This is a genomic window from Ferruginibacter sp. (assembly GCF_031430955.1).
In the GTDB taxonomy this organism is placed as follows: domain Bacteria; phylum Bacteroidota; class Bacteroidia; order Chitinophagales; family Chitinophagaceae; genus Ferruginibacter.
This window is the reverse complement of record NZ_JANPCM010000199.1, coordinates 1-19,539: the sequence shown is the minus strand read 5'-3', so window position 1 is coordinate 19,539 and position 19,539 is coordinate 1. Positions and strand designations below refer to the sequence as shown.

The 19,539-nt window shown below is 36.6% G+C and carries 20 protein-coding genes; 7 read left to right on the top strand and 13 right to left on the bottom strand.

Features of this window, described 5'->3' with window-relative positions:
• From ACY65O_RS05700 to ACY65O_RS05670, 7 genes are all read right to left on the bottom strand, one after another.
• Positions 1 to 437: murein L,D-transpeptidase catalytic domain-containing protein (locus ACY65O_RS05700; protein ID WP_462219884.1), on the bottom strand; the 437-nt coding region annotated here is incomplete at its 3' end.
• Between the two features lie 237 nt (positions 438 to 674).
• Positions 675 to 1,625: a glycoside hydrolase family 5 protein gene (locus tag ACY65O_RS05695; protein ID WP_462219883.1), complete on the bottom strand. Its 951-nt coding sequence runs from the start codon at positions 1,623 to 1,625 to the stop codon at positions 675 to 677.
• Positions 1,622 to 1,957, bottom strand: coding sequence for a hypothetical protein (locus ACY65O_RS05690; protein ID WP_462219882.1), 336 nt, complete (start codon positions 1,955 to 1,957; stop codon positions 1,622 to 1,624). The genes ACY65O_RS05695 and ACY65O_RS05690 overlap by 4 nt, the downstream gene beginning before the upstream one ends.
• Positions 1,958 to 1,962: 5 nt before the next feature.
• Positions 1,963 to 3,495: a TolB family protein gene (locus ACY65O_RS05685; RefSeq protein ID WP_462219881.1), complete on the bottom strand. Its 1,533-nt coding sequence runs from the start codon at positions 3,493 to 3,495 to the stop codon at positions 1,963 to 1,965.
• Positions 3,496 to 3,568: 73 nt separating this feature from the next.
• Entirely contained in the window at positions 3,569 to 5,278 is a 1,710-nt protein-coding gene (locus ACY65O_RS05680) for a GMC oxidoreductase (protein WP_462219880.1), read from the bottom strand.
• A gap of 153 nt (positions 5,279 to 5,431) precedes the next feature.
• Positions 5,432 to 5,965: a gluconate 2-dehydrogenase subunit 3 family protein gene (locus ACY65O_RS05675; protein ID WP_462219879.1), complete on the bottom strand. Its 534-nt coding sequence runs from the start codon at positions 5,963 to 5,965 to the stop codon at positions 5,432 to 5,434.
• Positions 5,966 to 6,018: 53 nt separating this feature from the next.
• A complete protein-coding gene (locus ACY65O_RS05670; protein ID WP_462219878.1) occupies positions 6,019 to 6,861 on the bottom strand; it encodes a sugar phosphate isomerase/epimerase family protein in 843 nt (280 codons plus the stop codon).
• 172 nt (positions 6,862 to 7,033) lie between these two features.
• Here ACY65O_RS05670 and ACY65O_RS05665 point away from each other — a divergent pair, with 172 nt between their 5' ends.
• Genes ACY65O_RS05665 through ACY65O_RS05655 form a run of 3 tightly spaced genes read left to right on the top strand, consistent with a single transcriptional unit; the run spans position 7,034 to position 9,283 of the window.
• Positions 7,034 to 8,164 (top strand): redoxin family protein, encoded by a 1,131-nt coding sequence (locus ACY65O_RS05665; protein ID WP_462219877.1) that lies wholly within the window; start codon positions 7,034 to 7,036, stop codon positions 8,162 to 8,164.
• Positions 8,165 to 8,190: 26 nt separating this feature from the next.
• Positions 8,191 to 8,601: a Dabb family protein gene (locus ACY65O_RS05660; protein ID WP_462219876.1), complete on the top strand. Its 411-nt coding sequence runs from the start codon at positions 8,191 to 8,193 to the stop codon at positions 8,599 to 8,601.
• 31 nt (positions 8,602 to 8,632) lie between these two features.
• Complete coding sequence (locus ACY65O_RS05655) at positions 8,633 to 9,283, top strand: 3-keto-disaccharide hydrolase (RefSeq protein ID WP_462219875.1); 651 nt, start codon at positions 8,633 to 8,635, stop codon at positions 9,281 to 9,283.
• An 18-nt stretch (positions 9,284 to 9,301) separates the two neighbouring features.
• Here the strand turns inward: ACY65O_RS05655 and ACY65O_RS05650 are convergent, their stop codons facing one another.
• The 6 genes from ACY65O_RS05650 to ACY65O_RS05625 form a co-directional block, all read right to left on the bottom strand.
• The gene (locus ACY65O_RS05650) at positions 9,302 to 9,697 is read right to left on the bottom strand and encodes a vanadium-dependent haloperoxidase (RefSeq protein ID WP_462219885.1); all 396 of its coding nucleotides are present in this window, start codon (positions 9,695 to 9,697) and stop codon (positions 9,302 to 9,304) included.
• Positions 9,698 to 9,800: 103 nt separating this feature from the next.
• Positions 9,801 to 10,094: a hypothetical protein gene (locus tag ACY65O_RS05645; protein WP_462219874.1), complete on the bottom strand. Its 294-nt coding sequence runs from the start codon at positions 10,092 to 10,094 to the stop codon at positions 9,801 to 9,803.
• A gap of 109 nt (positions 10,095 to 10,203) precedes the next feature.
• Positions 10,204 to 11,214: a zinc-binding alcohol dehydrogenase family protein gene (locus tag ACY65O_RS05640; protein ID WP_462219873.1), complete on the bottom strand. Its 1,011-nt coding sequence runs from the start codon at positions 11,212 to 11,214 to the stop codon at positions 10,204 to 10,206.
• A 55-nt stretch (positions 11,215 to 11,269) separates the two neighbouring features.
• On the bottom strand, positions 11,270 to 12,127 hold the full coding sequence (locus ACY65O_RS05635) for a fumarylacetoacetate hydrolase family protein (protein ID WP_462219872.1): 858 nt from the start codon (positions 12,125 to 12,127) through the stop codon (positions 11,270 to 11,272).
• A gap of 296 nt (positions 12,128 to 12,423) precedes the next feature.
• Complete coding sequence (locus ACY65O_RS05630; RefSeq protein ID WP_462219871.1) at positions 12,424 to 13,188, bottom strand: SDR family NAD(P)-dependent oxidoreductase; 765 nt, start codon at positions 13,186 to 13,188, stop codon at positions 12,424 to 12,426.
• A gap of 10 nt (positions 13,189 to 13,198) precedes the next feature.
• Positions 13,199 to 13,537: an L-rhamnose mutarotase gene (locus ACY65O_RS05625; protein WP_462219870.1), complete on the bottom strand. Its 339-nt coding sequence runs from the start codon at positions 13,535 to 13,537 to the stop codon at positions 13,199 to 13,201.
• 377 nt (positions 13,538 to 13,914) lie between these two features.
• Here ACY65O_RS05625 and ACY65O_RS05620 point away from each other — a divergent pair, with 377 nt between their 5' ends.
• From ACY65O_RS05620 to ACY65O_RS05605, 4 genes are all read left to right on the top strand, one after another.
• Positions 13,915 to 15,957 (top strand): alpha-glucuronidase family glycosyl hydrolase, encoded by a 2,043-nt coding sequence (locus ACY65O_RS05620; RefSeq protein WP_462219869.1) that lies wholly within the window; start codon positions 13,915 to 13,917, stop codon positions 15,955 to 15,957.
• 226 nt (positions 15,958 to 16,183) lie between these two features.
• Positions 16,184 to 16,954 carry an SDR family NAD(P)-dependent oxidoreductase gene (locus ACY65O_RS05615; protein WP_462219868.1) on the top strand — a complete coding sequence of 257 codons (771 nt, stop codon included), beginning with the start codon at positions 16,184 to 16,186 and terminating at the stop codon, positions 16,952 to 16,954.
• Positions 16,955 to 17,213: 259 nt separating this feature from the next.
• On the top strand, positions 17,214 to 18,764 hold the full coding sequence (locus ACY65O_RS05610; protein ID WP_462219867.1) for an alpha-N-arabinofuranosidase: 1,551 nt from the start codon (positions 17,214 to 17,216) through the stop codon (positions 18,762 to 18,764).
• Positions 18,765 to 18,783: 19 nt separating this feature from the next.
• Positions 18,784 to 19,539: alpha/beta hydrolase (locus ACY65O_RS05605; RefSeq protein ID WP_462219866.1), on the top strand; the 756-nt coding region annotated here is incomplete at its 3' end.

Here is a 19,539-nt window from a genome sequence, read left to right as displayed (position 1 = left end):
TATCCATTTTTGCCATTATAGGTTTGCAGGGTTTCGTAAAACCCTAGGCTGCTTTTAAAACTTTCTGCCCGGTTAGAAAACTGCTGTGCAAATTCTTTGCCCGAGTTTACACCATGAGCAACATAAGTGTTAAATACTACTTTATAATTATTTAAGTCTATAACAAATAATCTCTTTTTGTTGGACGATTGACTGAAATCAACAATAGAAATTATTTTATCGTTACTTATTTTCCCTGCCTTTAATAAATGATCTAAACCCTGCATGGCATATTGAAAAGCCTGTTGGGATAAGCCCATTAAATTAAGCCGCAGGCTGTCATATACATTTGCATGGCTGGTACTTACCGCTACTAAGGGAGATTCGCTGTTAACAAAAAACTCCAGTTTTTTTTCCTCAGGCTGTATTATACTTACAGGTTTTGTTTTTGCAAACACAAAAGGTATATGGAGAATAAAAATAAATATGGAGGAAAAGAAAATATAGAATTTTTAAGGTTGTGCTTAGTCATAATTAAATTTGATATTGATTTTAAAGTAAACCTTAATCAAACACAAATTTACGCCTAACTATTTTGGTTTATGTTAAAGAACATATAAAGAACCTGTTATAAATCGTATTGTTTTACAGGATACTTTTAAGCCAGTAAAAACCAGTGCTTTTCAAATAACAATTTATTTAATCTTTAAAGATTCTTTTATTAATTTTCCCCATTCTTTTATATCATCATTTTTCCATTTTCCATTTGATGCTGCAGATGGATTAAGTATAGAACAGGTTTCTAGTTTATCAGATACTGACCATGCTACCCAACTCAATTGCTTTGCATTCATCCAGGTTAAAAATTTATTCCACTCAGCGTGATCTATCGGGCCATCGCCAGTGGCTTCCATACCTGCACACTCCGATACAAAAATGGGCAAGCCTTTATTAATAGCTTCGTCTGTTCTGTCTCTTAGCCACTGCTTGTGTGTGCCTGCATAAAAATGCATGGTGTACATAAGATTATTATATCCTTTTATTGGGTCGGCAGCAGGTAACTGCACATCCTGATCCCATTTTGGGCTGCCCACTAAAATAATATTAGCGGCATCAATACTTCGTATTGTTTTTATTAATTCTTCTGAATAAGCTTTTACTTCGGGCCAAGTTTCATAATCGGGTTCATTAAACAATTCATAAATAACGTTAGGATATTTTCCATAGTCTGTTGCCATTTGTTTAAAAAAATCCTTTGCTTCTTTAAGATGAATATTATGATCATGCCAATCTATGATAACATAAACGCCTTCTTTAATACAGGCATCAATTACATTTTTCATGAGTTTTACCGAACCTTCCGGATCTTTTAAATATCCTTTATCATTTAGTTCAATACCCATTGAAGCTCTTACAACTGTACAATGCCACTCCGTCACCAATTCATTAACTGCACCTGCATTATAAAACCTTGGCCACAAATTATGCCAGCCAAAACTCATGCCTTGCAATGCAACCGGTTTATCATTTACATCAGTTAATGTTGTGCCCACTACTTTTAACTGCCCATGCTGTTTTACCGGCTGGGCTTTTACCGTAATAACATAAAATAAAAATACTGTTGCAGTAAAAATTTTAAATTTCATAAAATTATTTTTAATATAAATGCTGTAACACCAATGCTGTTAAAATATTCAGCAGCTTCTTTTCCTTCGGGATTAAAAACATTTTCCCTGTGGCCGCCACCGGGCATAATAATAACTGCAGCACCGGTTGCTTTTTCTTTTGGCGGAAGATAAACGGTTAATGAAGGGTTATGAATATTTTTTACCCACCAGTCTTTCGCAATTTCTTTTTCATCTTTTTTATTTTCAAAACCGGGGGCACCATTTTTCCATAAATAAATTACCTTACCGTTCTGTTGTGCATTTAAAAAAACAGGCAGTAATAAAAATATAAAGGGAATATTTTTTTTCATTTATATTAATTATTTATTGGCCCGCTGTTACTTACAAACGCTATGCTTTTACTATCGGGGCTCCAGCTTGGTGTATTTATAGTTCCTTGCCCGCCATACAAATAACCAATTACTTTTGGCGCTCCACCATTAACCGGCATTAGCCGCAACATTACTCTTTTATAAAAAGGATGGTCTGTCGGGTCAATAGTATTGGGGAAAGATAAAAATGCAATCCATTTATTATCGGGGCTAACATGCGCAAACCAGTTATTGTATTCATCGAAAGTTAATTGTGTTTGTTCGCTGCCATCCATTTTCATGCGCCACAATTGCATAGTGCCGCTTGCAGTACAGTTGTAATAAATGTATTTACCATCAGGCGAACATTCAGGGCCATCAGCTAATCCTTTTGTAAGATGAGTTAACTGCACTTCTGGGCCACCGCTAATTGGTTTTTTATAAATATTATAGATGGGACTTTTGCTTATCCTTTGTGCGGTATAAATAACTTCTTTTCCATCTTTACTCCAGCCATGTAAATAAGATGGTGTACTGTCGGTAACCATTATTGGTTCGCCTCCGCTAAGTGGTAAATAATAAATGGTACTGCCACCACCAGTCATCCCATCCCGGTGAGAAGAAATAGCCAGCCATTTTCCATCAAAAGAAATTACATGATCGTTATTATTTCTTTTTGCTGCTCCTGTATTAAGCATTGAAGGTGTGCCGCCGGTTAATAGAATGGTATAAATACTACCGCCCTGATTAAACAATAAATTTTTTCCATCGGGCATCCAGTTGGGTGCTTCAAATCTTCCATTGTCTTCATACACTACTTTTCGTTTGCCGTCAAACACATTCATAATTTCCATTTTACTGCCGAGTATCCCATCTCTGTATCCATTATGGGTATCCGGCACCGCTTGTTCAATGCGTACATTCCATGCCTGCCCTTCTTCCACTACATCAGGATTGTGGCTGCACATAAAAATTCCTGCCCGCACTTCATCAGGCATTTCAATACCATCTGTTCTTCCAATCTCCTGTAACGGTTCTCCCGCATTGGCAACTCTCATAATAAATACTTTACCCAGTCTTTCCAATTGGATAATTTCTGTTGCCGATTTTTTTGTAAAAATCTCATCCTGCGGATCCCTCATGTGGGCCCCACGCATTCTGCGCCACTGCATTGCTATCATACCGTCACCATGAACAGTTGCCGTCATATGTGCTGCGTCATCCCCTTCATTGGCTCTCACCATCCAGCCAATTTTACGATGTGGGTCAACGCCTTTTCCTAAAATTTTAAAATTGCCTGTCAAAATAAAATCTCCTTTTATTTTATTACAGGCATAATGAAACTCATCACGGCCAAACCAAATATTGTAACCAGCTCCTTTAAGGTTGTAACTCTGGTCATCGGTATTGTATGATGCATTACCACTAAGTTTTGGTTTGCCAATATCAGCATGGCTGCTGAAAATGCCCACGGGGTTTTGTGCCATAATAATTGCTGTACCCAATAATAGCAGGTTGATGATTAATATTTTTTTCATTGCAAGTTTTGGTTTTAAATATTTAAATCAATAGAATTTAAGATTTATAGCTGCATTGCATGACCGTAATTTTCTATTTCAATGCACCTTTCTTCAATTCTTCCACTGCATGATTTGCGGCCCTTGCTGCAAGCGCCATATAAGTGAGCGAAGGATTTTGTGTGGCCGTTGATGTCATACATGCCCCATCACTTACAATTACATTGGGGCAATCATGCAATTGATTCCACCCATTGAGCAAAGAAGTTTTTTTATCTTTTCCCATTCTTACACCCCCCATTTCATGTATATCCAAACCGGGCGCCTGTTTACTATCCGTTGCTTTTATATCAGTAAAGCCGGCCTTCTCATACATTTCTGTCATTTGCTCTTTAAAGTCTAACAACATCTTTTCATCGTTATCATCAAAGCTTACATTAAATTTTATCAATGGCATTCCCCATTCATCTTTCTTTTCCGTATCAAGAGCTACATAGTTTGTTTCTTTAGGAATTGTTTCACCCATGCACTGGCTGCCAATATTCCACGGCCCCATTGGCCCGTCAGTTTCCATTAATTTATTTTTCAATTCTTCTCCAAACAAACCTTCTGATCCACCACCGCCACCACCCCACCGATTTGCGTTAAATGTAGCAGCATAACCCCTTAAAAAATCAGTTTCCTGTTTGTAAACATTTCTAAACCTTGGTACATAAGCGCCGCTTGCCCTGCCACCTTCTGTTTTAAAATCAAGCATGCCATCATACTTTGCAGTAATTCTTGCACGGTAATTATGAAATGCAAAATATTTTCCGAGCAGGCCACTATCATTTCCCAAACCATTGGGGAAACGTTTGGAGGTGGAGTTTAATAAAATTAAATTGGTATTGATGGCACATGCATTAATAAAAATTACATTGGCAAAATATTCAGTTGCCTCATGGGTTTTTGCATCAATCACTCTTACACCGGTTGCTTTACCTTTTGCATCATCATATATTATAGAATGTACCACCGAATGCGGACGCAATGTTAGGTTACCAGTCTTTTCCGCCCATGGAATAGTGGTGGAGTTGGCATTAAAGTATCCGCCAAAAGGGCAACCCCGCTGGCATAAATTTCTTGCCTGGCATTGGGCACGGCCCTGTTCAATATGTATGGGTTCTGGTTTTGTAATGTGTGCACAACGGGCAAAAATTACATGACGGTCCTTATAACTTTTACTCATCGTTTCTTTAAAATGATTCTCCACACAGGTTAATTCCCATGGTGGTAGAAATTCTCCGTCGGGCAATGTATCTACACCATCTTTATTGCCTGCAATGCCGGCAAATTTTTCTACATAACTGTACCACGGTGCAATATCTTTATAACGAACAGGCCAGTCTGTTGCAAAACCATCACGGGCCGGGCCTTCAAAATCAAAATCGCTCCAGCGCTGCGTTTGCCTTGCCCACATAATACTTTTTCCACCCACCTGGTAACCACGAATCCAGTCGAAAGGTTTTTCCTGCACATAAGGATGCTCAGTATCTTTTGTAAAAAAATGCATGGCATCTTCTTTAAAAGCATAGCAACGTGTTATTACAGGATTGTCTTTTGCAATTTCGTAAGGCACCTGTCCCCGATGCGGAAATTCCCAGGGCAGCATATTTGTTGTAGGATAGTCTTTGATATGTTTTACATCACGGCCACGTTCCAGCAGCAAAGTCTTTAACCCTTTTTCGCAAAGTTCTTTTGCACTCCAGCCGCCGCTCATGCCGCTGCCTATTACAATTGCATCAAATGTATTTTTATCTGGCATATTTTAGTTGTATGTTTTGCCCCCATCCCCTAAAGGGGTAAAGGAGTAGATTATGTTTATTATTTTTATGCTGCAAGCTTTATTAATTCAATTTAAATGCATTAGTGTCATCCTGATTTTTACCGGCTTCTTTTTGTTCTGTATTAAGCTTTTTTAAACAGCCTGTATTTTTACGCAACCCTTAAAGTTCGAACCCGGTACCATATTATATTTTCTAACATCAACCATGTATTGTTTGGATGAAGTAAAACTTTGCAGCGTATATCTTTTTACTGTTTTATAAAAATTAGCCGCATCTTCCGGTACGTTATTTTTCTTTTCAATATCTGATAACAATGATTTTTTTTGTTCTGCAGTAAAGCCTGTAAAAATCTGTCCGAATTTATCGTGGCAGAGTTTATCAAATACTTTTAATCCGTCTGTAAATTTCTTTTGGTCTTCCGGTGATGTGCAATCATCAATCATCGTCAATAAAAATTCATGGCTCTTTAAATCTTTTGCGCCAATAAAATTTTTTGTTTTAGGGAGAATAGCTTCGGCAAGTTGCGCAAGCATGTCCTGTTCTTTTGCACTTACCACAATTTTTTTTAATGGTATTGCAACAGTGTCAGTGTTATTACAGGCAGGTAAAAAAACTGCTCCGGCAGTAATGATGGCGATATTTCTAATCGCAGTTCTTCTTTTCATATAACAAGTTTAAGTTGCACCGCTAAAGGGTTACTCAGGGGTACATTTTTTCTTTACATCCTCAATTTTTTCATATACTCCATATTTTCCTTCATACTTTCAAAGGGCGTACTGGCATATTCTTCCTGCTCTACAAACATAATATCCAACCCGGATTGCTGTTTATTTTTCAACATTGCCAAAATATTTAATTGCCCTTTACCAAATTCAACACTGTGTTTTTTTGCAAGGTCCATATCCTTTAAATGCCAGAGTGGAAAACGGCCCGGGAATTTATTAAAATAATCCAATGGATTTTTTCCGGCAACAATCACCCAGCCCAAATCCAGTTCCATGTGTACTAAATCTGCCTGTGTATTATTAAGCAATACATCATATAATACTTGGGTCCCATCATTTTCAAATTCATACTCATGATTATGATAGCCAAACTTTATCCCCAATTTTTTACATGCTTCCCCGGCTTTGTTAAATGACTCAGCGACTTTTTTATAGTTGTTAACCGTTTGGCCGTTGGTGGGTATGGTGCTGCATATAATATATTTTTGCCCGCTTTCAGCAGCTTCATCCATTGTTTGTTTCCATTTGTCATCTATATGTACATGGCCGCTGCTGAGTGTCATTCCTAAATCTTTGCAAGCCTGTTTCATTTCTTTTGGCGTTAAGCCATAGTAATGTCCTTTATTACTTCTTGCAGATTCTATTTGTTTGTAGCCAAGGTCAGCAATTTTCTTTAATGTACCACGGGCATCAGCCGCCATTTCCGTACGGAAAGTATATAATTGTACACCGATATTTTTTACTTTTTTTGATGTATCGCTTAATAAAGAAGGAAATAGCAGCGTAACTGCACCCAGCATTGAAGCGCTGGTAATGAATTGTTTTCTGGTTTGCATTCGTTAGATTTTTTAAAGCTATAAGATACCCCCAATTTTTCATTACGGGTTAAGCCGGTTATTTTAATATCAATAAAGGTAAAAAATGTATTACAATGTTTTTTATTCATTATTTAAGAATAGTGTTAGCTTTAATTTTCAACGATTGTTTATATAATTTTAAAAAAAGTTTATGAAATATCAAAGTTTATTTATTGCAGCAACAGCACTTTGTATATTTTCTTTTTCCGCAACCCCGGTAGCAGATAACCCGGTAACACTTACCATTGGCACCAAAGCCCCCGACTTTAAATTGCCCGGTACGGATGGAAAAATATATTCGTTAGCTAATTTTTCAAAAGCAAAAGTTTTGGTTATGGTATTTACCTGCAACCACTGCCCTACTGCTCAGGCTTATGAAGACCGCATTATTGCGCTTACCAATGATTATAAAAATAAAGGAGTACAAGTAATTGCCATTTCGCCTAACGATCCCAAGGCCGTTCGGCTGGATGAATTAGGTTATAGTGATATGGGAGATACTTATGCTGAAATGAAACTGAGGTACAAACAAAAAAAATATAATTTTCCTTATTTGTTCGACGGAAAAACACAGGCTGTCGCAAAAGCTTACGGCCCTATTGCCACGCCGCATGTTTTTATTTTTGATAAAGAAAGAAAACTTCGTTTTCAGGGAAGGATTGACGATATGGAAAATCCATTAAAAAAGCCCAACACTAATGATACCCGTGCAGCGCTTGATGATTTATTGGCTAATAAAGAAGTAATCAATACCACTACAAAAGTTTTTGGCTGTTCCATTAAATGGGCAAGCAAAGAAAACTGGTTGGCGGAGTACAATGAGAAATGGGCGGCAGAACCGGTAGCCCTTGAAACAATTGATGAAGCCGGCATTAAAGATGTATTGAAAAATAATTCGGATAAATTGCGTTTGATAAATGTGTGGGCTACCTGGTGCGGCCCTTGTGTAACGGAATTTCCTGATTTTATTACTATCAACAGAATGTACCGTGGAAGAGATTTTGAATTTGTAACGATTAGTGCTGATAACCCAGCGCAAAAAGATAAAGCACTTAAGTTTTTAAAAACAAGCCAGGCATCTAATAAAAATTACATTTTCAATACCGATGATAAATACAAAATGATTGAAGCTATTGATCCAAAATGGCAGGGTGCATTACCCTATACAATTTTAGTAGAGCCGGGTGGAAAAATTGTATATGCAAAACATGGCCGCATTAATGTACCAGAAATGAAAAAAATAATTGTAGAGCACCCGATGATTGGAAGATTCTATAAATAATAACAGCAAAATAAATTATTAGAGCAATGAACTTTAACCGAAGAAATTTTATTACCAAAGCAGGTATTGCCGCTTTATCATTTAGTGTTCTATCCGCATTTAGAAACAAAGAGCGTAAACCAAAAATGAAAAGTATTTTTTATCACCATGTATTTTTTTGGCTCCAAAATACCTCCAGCGCTGCTGAAAAAGAAAAATTAATTGAAGGGCTAAAAAAACTTTCGGCAGTAAAAACCATTCAGCATTTTCATATTGGTAAACCTGCCAATACCAGCCGTGAGGTAATTGACAGCAGCTATGCAGTATCATGGCTTTTAGAATTTGCAAATGAAGCAGACCAGGCCAGTTACCAAACCGATCCTGTACATTTAAAATTTGTAGAAGACTATAAACATTTGTGGAAAAAAGTGGTAGTGTATGATACTGTGGATGCCTGAATATTTTAAACAGTTTTTAATAATTAATAAGATGAAAAATAAATTTTTACTGTTACCGGTTGTTTTACTTTCTATTTATTTAGTTTCCTTTATTGAACCTGATAAAAAAATTGACTGGTACACCTGGCTTGAAAAAAGCGGCAAGAATAATGATCCTAAAAAAGTATTTGTGTTTGATGGCAATGCAATTCATGTAAGCGGCGAAGAGTTTGGTTATATGTGTACTGAAAAAAAGTACAGCAATTTTAAACTTACACTGGAATTTAAATGGGGAACAAAAAAATATGCGCCACGTGAAAATGAAAAAAGGGATGCAGGCATTTTATATTTAGCCCATCATTACAAAGGAGATAAAATATGGCCACGTTCTTTTGAGTTTCAAATACAGGAAGGCGATTGCGGCGATTTTTGGATGACTGACAGCACCACCATTGTTTATAAAGGACAAACTACTAAAAGTGACCGCTGGCACCGTGAAATAAAATTTACTGATGCGGAAAAACCCAATGGCGAATGGAATAAAGTGGAAGTGATAGTACAAAATGGAAAAATTACACACCGTTTAAATGGCGTAGTTGTAAATGAAGGAAGTGAACCCTCCATTAAAGAAGGGCATATTATTTTACAAAGCGAAGGTGCAGAGTTGTATTACAGGAATGTAAAAATTAAGGAGTATAATTAAAGAGCTTCTTGCTGATTTCTAAAATTCTTTAGAAAATTTTGTAAGCTTTAATTTGTTCATTATAAAATTTCCACTCTTTCTTCCGCATTCAGCACCAGTATCAACACTTAACCTGTAATGGATAACACCGTACAAACGACTTACCGAACATTCATCTGCAGCTTGTAAAAAAGAATTAAAATGCCGTTGCAATCCGATATATCTTAAATCACTTGTATCCTGGTAAGAAAAATTATCGCCATACAAACTGGTTAATACCGTAGCGGCTGAGGCAGTGATGGTACTGTGGCCGCTGGTATATTCGGGAAAGGGCGGAGTTTGTAAAAATGCTGTCCATGTTTTATCAATATATTCATTGATAACTGTAACCGGCCTAACGTATTGCCATTTATATTTTACATCCCAGCAGGCAATAAACGCATCAAATAATGCGGCGGCAGTAATCCCCAGTGTACAGTCATTTCCATATTACTTTGCCCGCTGGCAAGCCATACTTCACCCACTAAAACATCTTCAATTAAATTTCATTATAACTTCCTTTTACTGTAATAGTATATATGCCACCAGCTTTGGGTGTATTAATTACAGTTTCCCATTTTGCCAGTGAGGAACCTGTTGTGAAATAAGTAACAGTATCCCAATTTGGTTTAATAGTTATTTTTTCTTCTGTTTCACTCCAGCCCCAAATTTTTACGGCAGTATTTTGCTGCAATACCAAATGATTGCTAAAAATAGCAGGCAAAAAAACAGTAGCAAAACTGCAATGCAGGAAAATGAATTGCACAATTATTGTAAAAAATATTTTATGCATTACAACTGAAGTTTTAAAAAATAAAATAATAAAAATAGAATTACTATCAAGATAATTTGATTCTCTAAATTAAGATTTTAAAAATAACAGCAGAAGATTTTTATTTGTACTACAATTCAACCATTGCTTTTATAACTCCCGTTGAAGGATCAAGCCAGCTCTCAAAATTTTCTTTAACATCATCAAATTTTACCCTATGAGTAATATAGGTGGCAGGGTTTACCAACCCATTTTTCATCGATTGAATTACATGTTCAAAATCTGCACGGGTAGCATTGCGGCTGCTCATTAAGGTACTTTCTCTTTTATGAAACTCAGGATGATTAAAACTAATATCGCCTTTTTGTAATCCGATCAACACATACCTTCCGCCATGGGCTAAATATTGAAAGGCATTGTTAATGGCGTATAAACTTCCGGTGGCATCAATAACCACTGTTGGCATATCACCTTTGGTAATTGTTCTTAATTTTTCTAAAGCATTTTCATTTGCAGGGTTAATAGTAAAATCTACTTTTAATTTTTCTTTACAAAAGTTCAGGCGGTTATCATTAATATCCATTGCAATTACTTTACCTCCTGCAATTTTCGCAAACTCCATGGTGCCTAAACCAATTGGGCCTGCACCAATTACTAAAACAAATTCTCCAGCAGTAACTCCTGCCCGGGCTACACCATGTGCGCCAATGGCAAACGGTTCTACTAATGCCAGTTCATCAAAACTTAATCCTTCGCCGTGCACTAATGCATAAGATGGAACTAACAAATATTCTCTCATGCCGCCATCAATATGTACACCGCAAACTTTTATATTAGCACAACAATTGGGTTTTTGCATACTACATGCAATACATTCGCCACAAAAAAAATAAGGTATAAATGTTACCGCTTCTCCAATGGAAAAACCTTCCGCATTTGTTGCTATAATTTCTGCAGCTAACTCGTGCCCCAATATTCTTGGATAATTAAAAAAAGGTTGAGTGCCTTCAAATGCATGTAAATCGGTACCGCAAATACCAATGCGTTTTATTTTAAGTAAAGTTTCTCCTTCTACAGCAACGGGTTGTATTGTATCAGCATAATTAAACTCATGTGGTGTAGTGCAGATAAGCGTTTTCATCTTCTGTTATTTACTGTTTTTTATTATAGCTTAACTGCAATTATTGATTTATATTTTAACTTTTAACATACGCTGCACAAGTTTGTTTACTTGTTCCTAATCCATCAATACCAAGTTCTATCACATCGCCATCTTTTAAATATACTGGTGGATTAAATCCTAAACCTACGCCTGCAGGTGTACCTGTACTGATAATATCACCTGGCAGCAAAGTCATAAACTGGCTGATATAAGAAACTAAAAAAGGAATATTGAAAACTAAATCATCTGTGTTACTGTCCTGCATCATTTTATCATTCACCTTCAGCCATAGCCGCAAATTATGAGGATCAGTAATTTCATCTTTAGTAACCAGCCATGGGCCAACCGGTGCAAAAGTATCACAGCCTTTTCCTTTATCCCAAGTACCGCCACGTTCCAATTGAAATTCTCTTTCGCTAATATCATTATGCAATACATATCCCGCCACATAATCCATAGCTTCATGTTCTTGCACATAACTTGCTTTTTTCTCTATTACAAAAGCCAGCTCTACTTCCCAATCTGTTTTTACAGAATTTTTTGGTATAGTAACGGTGTCGTATGGCCCAATTAAAGAAGTGGTAGATTTAAAAAATAAAATAGGTTCTTTGGGAATAGCTGCATTGGTTTCTTTTGCATGTTGGGCATAATTTAATCCAATACAAACAATTTTAGAAGGTCTTGCCACAGGGCTTCCCAACCTTTCACCATCGTCCACTTTTCGCAGCATATCCTTATGCTGATTTACCATCCAGGCTAAATGAGGCAAACCGCCATTTGCAAAAAACATTTCATCATAATCTTTTATAAAACCGCTTACATCATAATTAACACCGTTAATATGTACACCGGGTTTCTCTTTTCCAAATGCTCCAAATCTTATTAATTTCATTGTTTTATTTTTTTGTTACCAGCTTTTATTTTTTATTGAGCTTCAGTGGCACATTTTATCCCGAAAGCATTCGGGACACTCTTGTACTATATACCTTTATTGAGCTTTAATTATGTTTTATTAATTGTGTTTTGCAAAAGCACTCCCGATCATGATCGGGATTCTTACGGAACATTAAAAAATGAATTCTATTTTTCTATCCACCTTACGCTTCTACGGAGCGGAAAAAAAAGCAATTATTAAAACATAATCTTCGAATTAATCTCCTCCACTTTCCCTTCAGGGGATAGGGGCTCCTAATTATTTAACTTTATAAATCCCCCGTCAATTGGATAATCATTACCCGTAACAAAACCTGCTTCATCACTGCATAAATATAAAGCCAGTGCAGCCACTTCTTCCACTGTTCCCATTCTGCCAATTGGCTGGCTCTTCGATAATTTTTCAAACATCTCTTCCTCTTTACCGGGATAATTTTTTGCAATAAATCCATCAACAAATGGCGTATGCACCCTTGCAGGCGAAATTGAATTGCAGCGAATATTTTCCTGCAAATAATCTTTTGCAACACTCAGCGTCATTGCAAAAACTGCGCCTTTACTCATGCTGTAAGCAAAACGGTCGGGTATGCCCACCAACGCTGCAATAGAAGCAACATTTAAAATAACCCCGCCACCATTATTTTTAAAAATGGGCAGCACTTCGTGCAAACAATTATAAGTGCCTTTTACATTTACATTAAACACTTTAATAAAATCTTCCTCGGTGGTTGTATCTGCTTTACCCACATTTGCAATGCCTGCACAGTTAACTAAAATATTTATTTTGCCTATCGTCGTAAAAATTTCTTTTACCCTTTGCTGGTTACTTACATCGCAACTGTATGCAAAAGCGTTGCCGCCAGTTGCTTTAATTTCATTTGAAGCTTGAGCTGCACTGCTTTCATTCAATTCAATTATATGAACGGTGGCGCCCTGCTTTGCAAAAATTGTTGCAATGGCTTTGCCAATACCACTGCCACCACCTGTAACCACTGCCGATTTATTTTGTAACGAAAACATCTTTCTATTTTTATGACAATTGAAAAATTTCATCCATCAATACCCACTTCACTCCCGGCTTTGCCCAGGGAATGGATGATTGAAACTTCCACATCAGTTGCTCCCATTCCTGCACTTTTATATTGGCTGCATCCATAGTTGCTTTACGTTCAAAGGTAAATGTTTCATCAGTATCCATTATCATGAACAGTCTGTTACCGGTTCTGTAAATTTCCATTTGGGTGATGCCGGCACTTAAAATACTTTTCTTTATTTCGGGCCAGCAATTTTCTGCCTTATGCCAGTTTTCGTATTCAGCAATTAATGCCTTATCGGCAATTAAATCAAGTGCAAAACAATATCTTTTCATAATAAAATAATTTCCCGTTCTTATTAAAATTTAGAAAATAAATCTAAGAAACAGCATTTTTTAATTGGTGTAAAGCACAAACCCGGGAATCGTTTTTTATTATCACGAATATAAGAGCAGATTTATATAAAATAAGTTCCCCAGTCCAAATTTCATACTATTTCAGCACAGTCCAGCACAGATATTAGCATTTACATTGCTGTTATATGCATAAATAGCCATTGAAGCTTTCATTTATCCCCATAAATTTTTATACGCTTATAAACCAATTGCATAAATGTTGCAAAGAAAATAGCGAATTCAAATTACAGCCGTTTTAAAAATGCTGATGTAAAGATTTTATTTTAAATTGTAATCGATTGCAAAAAAAAAATCTGATGTATATAAAAAAGCAATTCCTGTTATGTTGTTTTTTAGTGGCCGGCTTTGCTCCCCGTGCCGATGATGGCTACCGCCTTTGGCTTCGTTATGATAAAATTTCCAGCACTACATTACTAAACAAATATAAAACTGCTATTCAGTTTCCCTTTGTATATGGGCAATCTGCAACAACAGATATTATTAAAGATGAATTGAACAATGGTTTGAGTGGGTTGCTCGGGAAAAATATTACCTCTAATAAAACTACTGCTGCCAATGCAACTTTATTATGCGGCACACCCATACATTCAAAAGAAATTAAAGCTTTATATAATGAGTTAAGTTTAATAAATGCGGGTGACGAAGGATTTGTTATATGGACACAGTTTATTAACGGTAAAAAAAGAATAGTAATTGCTGCCAATACTGATATTGGTGTATTATATGGTGTATTTCATTTTCTGCGTTTATTACAAACCCATCAACCAATTGAAAACTTAAATATTATTTCTGTTCCCAAACTTAAATTACGAATGCTTAATCACTGGGATAACCTTAACCGTACTGTGGAAAGAGGTTATGCAGGTTTTAGTTTGTGGGACTGGCACAAACTTCCGGGATACATAGATAAACGTTATATAGATTATGCAAGGGCCAATGTATCTGTTGGCATCAATGCAGTAGCATTAACCAATGTAAATGCAAATGCAACCGTTCTTACAAAACCTTATTTAGAAAAAGTAAAAGCACTGGCAGATGTGTTTCGTCCTTATGGTATAAAAGTTTTTCTCACCGCAAGGTTTAGTGCCCCTATTGAGATTGGAAAATTAAGTACTGCAGATCCATTAAATGATTCTGTAAAAAACTGGTGGAACGAAAAAGTAAAAGAAATTTATTCCTTTATTCCAGATTTTGGCGGCTTTGTAGTAAAAGCTAACAGCGAAGGGCAGCCGGGGCCGCAAAACTATAACCGCACCCATGCCGATGGTGCCAATATGATGGCTAATGCTGTTGCGCCTTTTAAAGGAATTATTATATGGCGGGCATTTGTTTACAGCAACGAAAATCCTGAAGACAGGCATAAGCAGGCATACAATGAATTTGTGCCACTTGATGGAAAATTCAGCAATAATGTAATGGTGCAGGTAAAAAATGGTGCTATTGATTTTATGCCTAGAGAACCTTTTCATCCTTTATTTGGCGCTATGCCCAAAACGCCGTTAATGATGGAGTTTCAGGTAACACAGGAATACCTGGGGCAAGCAACTAACTTAGTTTATTTAGCACCGCTATTTAAAGAAGTTTTGCAAAGTGATACTTATTATAAAAGCAAGGGAAGTACAGTTGCAAAAATTATTGATGGCAGTTTAGATAATCACACATTAAATGGTATGACAGGTGTTGCCAATATTGGTAACGATATCAACTGGTGTGGCCATCCTTTTGCACAAGCTAACTGGTATGCATTGGGAAGATTGGCATGGAACTATGAATTATCGAGTGAACAAATAGCGGATGAATGGCTGCGAATGACTTTTACAAACAATTCATCTTTTCTTGCAACTGCATCTAAGCTGATGCTTCAAAGCAGAGACATCATGGTACAATATTCTAATCCAATTGGTTTGCATCATATAATGGGCAGCGGCCATCACTATGGCCCGGCACCATGGGTAAATAATTTAAACAGGCCCGATTGGAACCCGGTTTATTATCACAAAGCAGATAGCATTGGTATTGGTTTCAAAAGAACAGTAACAGGCAGCAATGCCATTGCACAATATTTACCCGAAGCAAGAAAACTATGGGAAGACATTAATACCTGCGAAGAAAAAAATTTATTATGGTTTCATCATGTAACATGGAATTATACAATGAAAAGTGGAAGAAGTTTGTGGGATGAGTTATGCTGGCAATACTATACCGGCGCAGAAAGAGTACAACAAATGCAACAAACATGGAGTGGTTTAAAACAATTTACAGATAAAGAAAGGTTTGAGCAGGTGAAGATGCTTTTAAAAATTCAATATGAAGAAGCTATATGGTGGCGTAATGCCTGATTGTTGTATTTTCAAACATTCAGCAAACTACCAATACCTGCAAACTATCAGCAGCCGGATAAAACACTGGATTATTATAAGAGTCTGAGATTTCCGTTTGCACCGGGTAATTAATGCCCCTGTGCCTTAAGGGTAACTTAGGACGGAGTGTATTTGTTTTTTGTTAGAATATGACTGTTGAATTTTTTTAAATTAATAAAGTTGATAAACAAAAGAAAAATTAAATATGAAATCTATTAACTCCGCTTTAGGGGATGGAGGCAACAAAATAGCCATTGTAACTGGAGGAGGCTCGGGTCTTGGCTATGCAATTGCAGAAAAATTTACACAAAATAATATTCAAACAATTATTGTAGGCAGAGACGAGAAAAAATTAAATACTGCAAAAAAACAATTGGGTAAAAATTGTTTTTATAAAACCTGCGATTTAACCAATCTGCCATCCATACCTGCATTGATTGAAAATATTATTGGTGAGTTTGGGCAAATTGATATACTGGTAAACAATGCCGGCATCAACATGAAAAAAGAATTTACAGAAGTAACCGATGAAGAATTTCAAAGTATAGTTACCACTAATTTATGTTCGGTATTTGCTATCAGCCGTGAAGTAGTAAAACAAATGCTGAAACAAAAAAGTGGCAACATAATAAATATCAGTTCGATGGCGGCGCAATATGGTTTGCCCAAAGTAATTGCCTACAGTGCCAGCAAAACAGCCATTGACGGAATGACAAGAGCAATGGCTGTAGAACTTTCACCAAAAGGTATAAGAGTAAATGCCATTGCACCGGGTTTTATTTATTCTGCAATGACAGATAAAGCACTTAACACCGATCCCGAACGTAAAGCAAAAGTTTTTGGAAGAACACCGATGGGTATAATGGGACAGCCGGAAGATATTGGCAATGCTGCTTTGTATTTAGCCAGTGATGCTGCAAAATATGTTACCGGTGTTGTGCTGCCGGTAGATGGTGGTAACAGTATAGGTTTTTAATTGTTTACAGGATTTACAGCTTGAATAATTTTTAGAGAAATTGAAACACAAAAAATAATTTTTGTTGACTGGCTGTATCTGCTTTATTGAACTTTGGGGGCTACAATCAGTTTTAAGAAAAAATGTCTATTGAACAATTTACCATAAAGAAGCAAAGGATATTAAGTTTGCCTTCCTGTTCGTAATGCGTTTTGTAGAAAAATTAATAAAGAACATAAAGTATTCTAAAAGAACTTTTAAGCAAATCAATTATAATTTTATGAACAAAACAGTTAAACTATTTTTTACAGGTACAGCACTTTTTACAGCTAACCTGTTGTATGCACAAAACACCATTTTATTGCAGGTTGATAAAGGCAAAGATACCATCAATAAAAATATCTATGGCCATTTTGCCGAGCATCTTGGTCATTGTATTTACGGCGGTTTATATGTTGGCGACAACAATAAAAAAATCCCCAATAAAGATGGTGTACGGTTAGACGTTATCGACGCATTAAAAAAATTAAAAGTGCCGGTGCTGCGCTGGCCCGGTGGTTGCTTTGCAGATACTTACCATTGGCAGGATGGCATTGGCCCCAAACCCAAGCGGCCATCAATGCTAAACGTTTGGTGGGGCAATGTAAAAGAAGATAACAGTTTTGGCACTAACGAATTTTTGAATATGTGTGAAGTGCTGGGTGCTGCACCTTACCTGAGTGGCAATGTGGGCAGTGGCACACCACAGGAACTTTCTGATTGGGTTAAATACACTACCCACCCCAATGGCAGCAGCCCAATGCCTGAGCTAAGAGTAAAAAATGGAAGACCCAATCCATGGAATGTAAAATATTGGGGATTGGGTAATGAAGCATGGGGATGCGGTGGCAATATGAAAGTAGAATATTATGCCAATGTTTACCGGCAGTACGCTACGTTTATGACCAATTGGAACAACAGTGATAAAATATTTCGTATCGCATCAGGTGCAAGTGATGATGATTACCACTGGACAGAAGTGCTGATGAAAGAAATTCCACATAATATGATTGATGCTTTAGGATTGCATCATTACTCCGTTATTAGCTGGAGTAAAAAAGGGCCATCCACTACTTTTACCGAGCAGGAATATTTTACCACCATGCAAAGGGCTTTAAAGATGGATGAATATATCATTGGCCATAAAGCAGTGATGGATAAATATGATGCAGCAAAAAAAATTGCATTGGCAGTAGATGAATGGGGCGGCTGGTACGATGTGGAGCCCGGCACTAACGGAGCTTTTCTTTTTCAGCAAAATACCATGAGGGATGCAATGATTGCCGGCGCTACGCTTAATATTTTCAATAATCATTGCGACAGGGTAAGGATGGCCAACCTTGCACAAATTATTAATGTATTGCAGGCCGTTATATTAACTAAAGAGGAAAAAATGATTGTAACGCCTACGTATCATGTAATGGAAATGTACAATGTACACCAGGATGCATTGATGCTTCCGGTTACTTTAACCAGCAATGATTATACTGTAGGTAATGAAAAACTAAAAGCAGTTTCCGTATCAGCATCCAAAGATAAAAAAGGCCTGACACATATTTCGCTGGTAAATATTGATGCGGCAAAAGCGCAGGAAGTGGTTATAAATATTGAAGGTGCCGGATTTAAATTGGTAAGCGGCAGAATATTAACATCAGATAAATTACAGAATTATAACAGTTTCGAAAATCCAGATAAAATAAAACCAGTTTCTTTTTCTGGAGCAGTACTGGACGGTTCAAAATTAAAAGTAACCATACCGCCATTTTCAGTAGTGGTGCTTGAATTGAAATAAGTAAATCAATTTATCATTTATGAAAAAAATAATCGTTCTTTTTTTCGTCCTGCTATTTCAGTATGTAATAGTATTTGCACAATTTCCAAAAGTAGAGATCCCCGGTTCGCAGGTAAGAAAAATTAATTCAGTAATTGTAAACCAGGAATACGAATTGCACATTTTATTACCCGGTGGTTATAACGGCAGCAGCAAAAAATATCCTGTTGTTTACCTTATGGATTCTCAATGGGATTTTCCTTTGGTAAAATCTATTTATGGGCAGCAGTATTTTGATGGTTTTATTCCGGAAATGATTATTGCAGGAGTAACATGGGGCGGCGAAAAGCCCAATGCTGATAGTTTAAGGGCAAGGGATTATACCCCAACAAATGAAAAACAAATGATACAAAGTGGTGGTGCGGATAAATTTCTTTTGTTTATGAAAAATGAACTGTTCCCTTTTATGGAAACCAATTATAAAGTTGATAGTAATAACAGAACATTAATGGGTTGCTCATTAGGCGGATTGATAACATTGTATACTTTATTCACACAGCCAGATATGTTTTCCGGTTATGCTGCAGCCAGCCCGGCAACAGGCTGGGATAAAGAAGTACTTTATAAGTATGAAAAAAAATTTGCTGAAAAAAAATTAACAAAGCCAGTAAAAGTTTATATAACAGAAGGTGACGTAGAAAGAGAAAGGCCCGGCTTTGAAAAATTTGCAGCTGCTATGATAAGCCGCAAATATGAAAATGTAAAACTCGTTTCTAAAATTTTAGAAAATACGGGG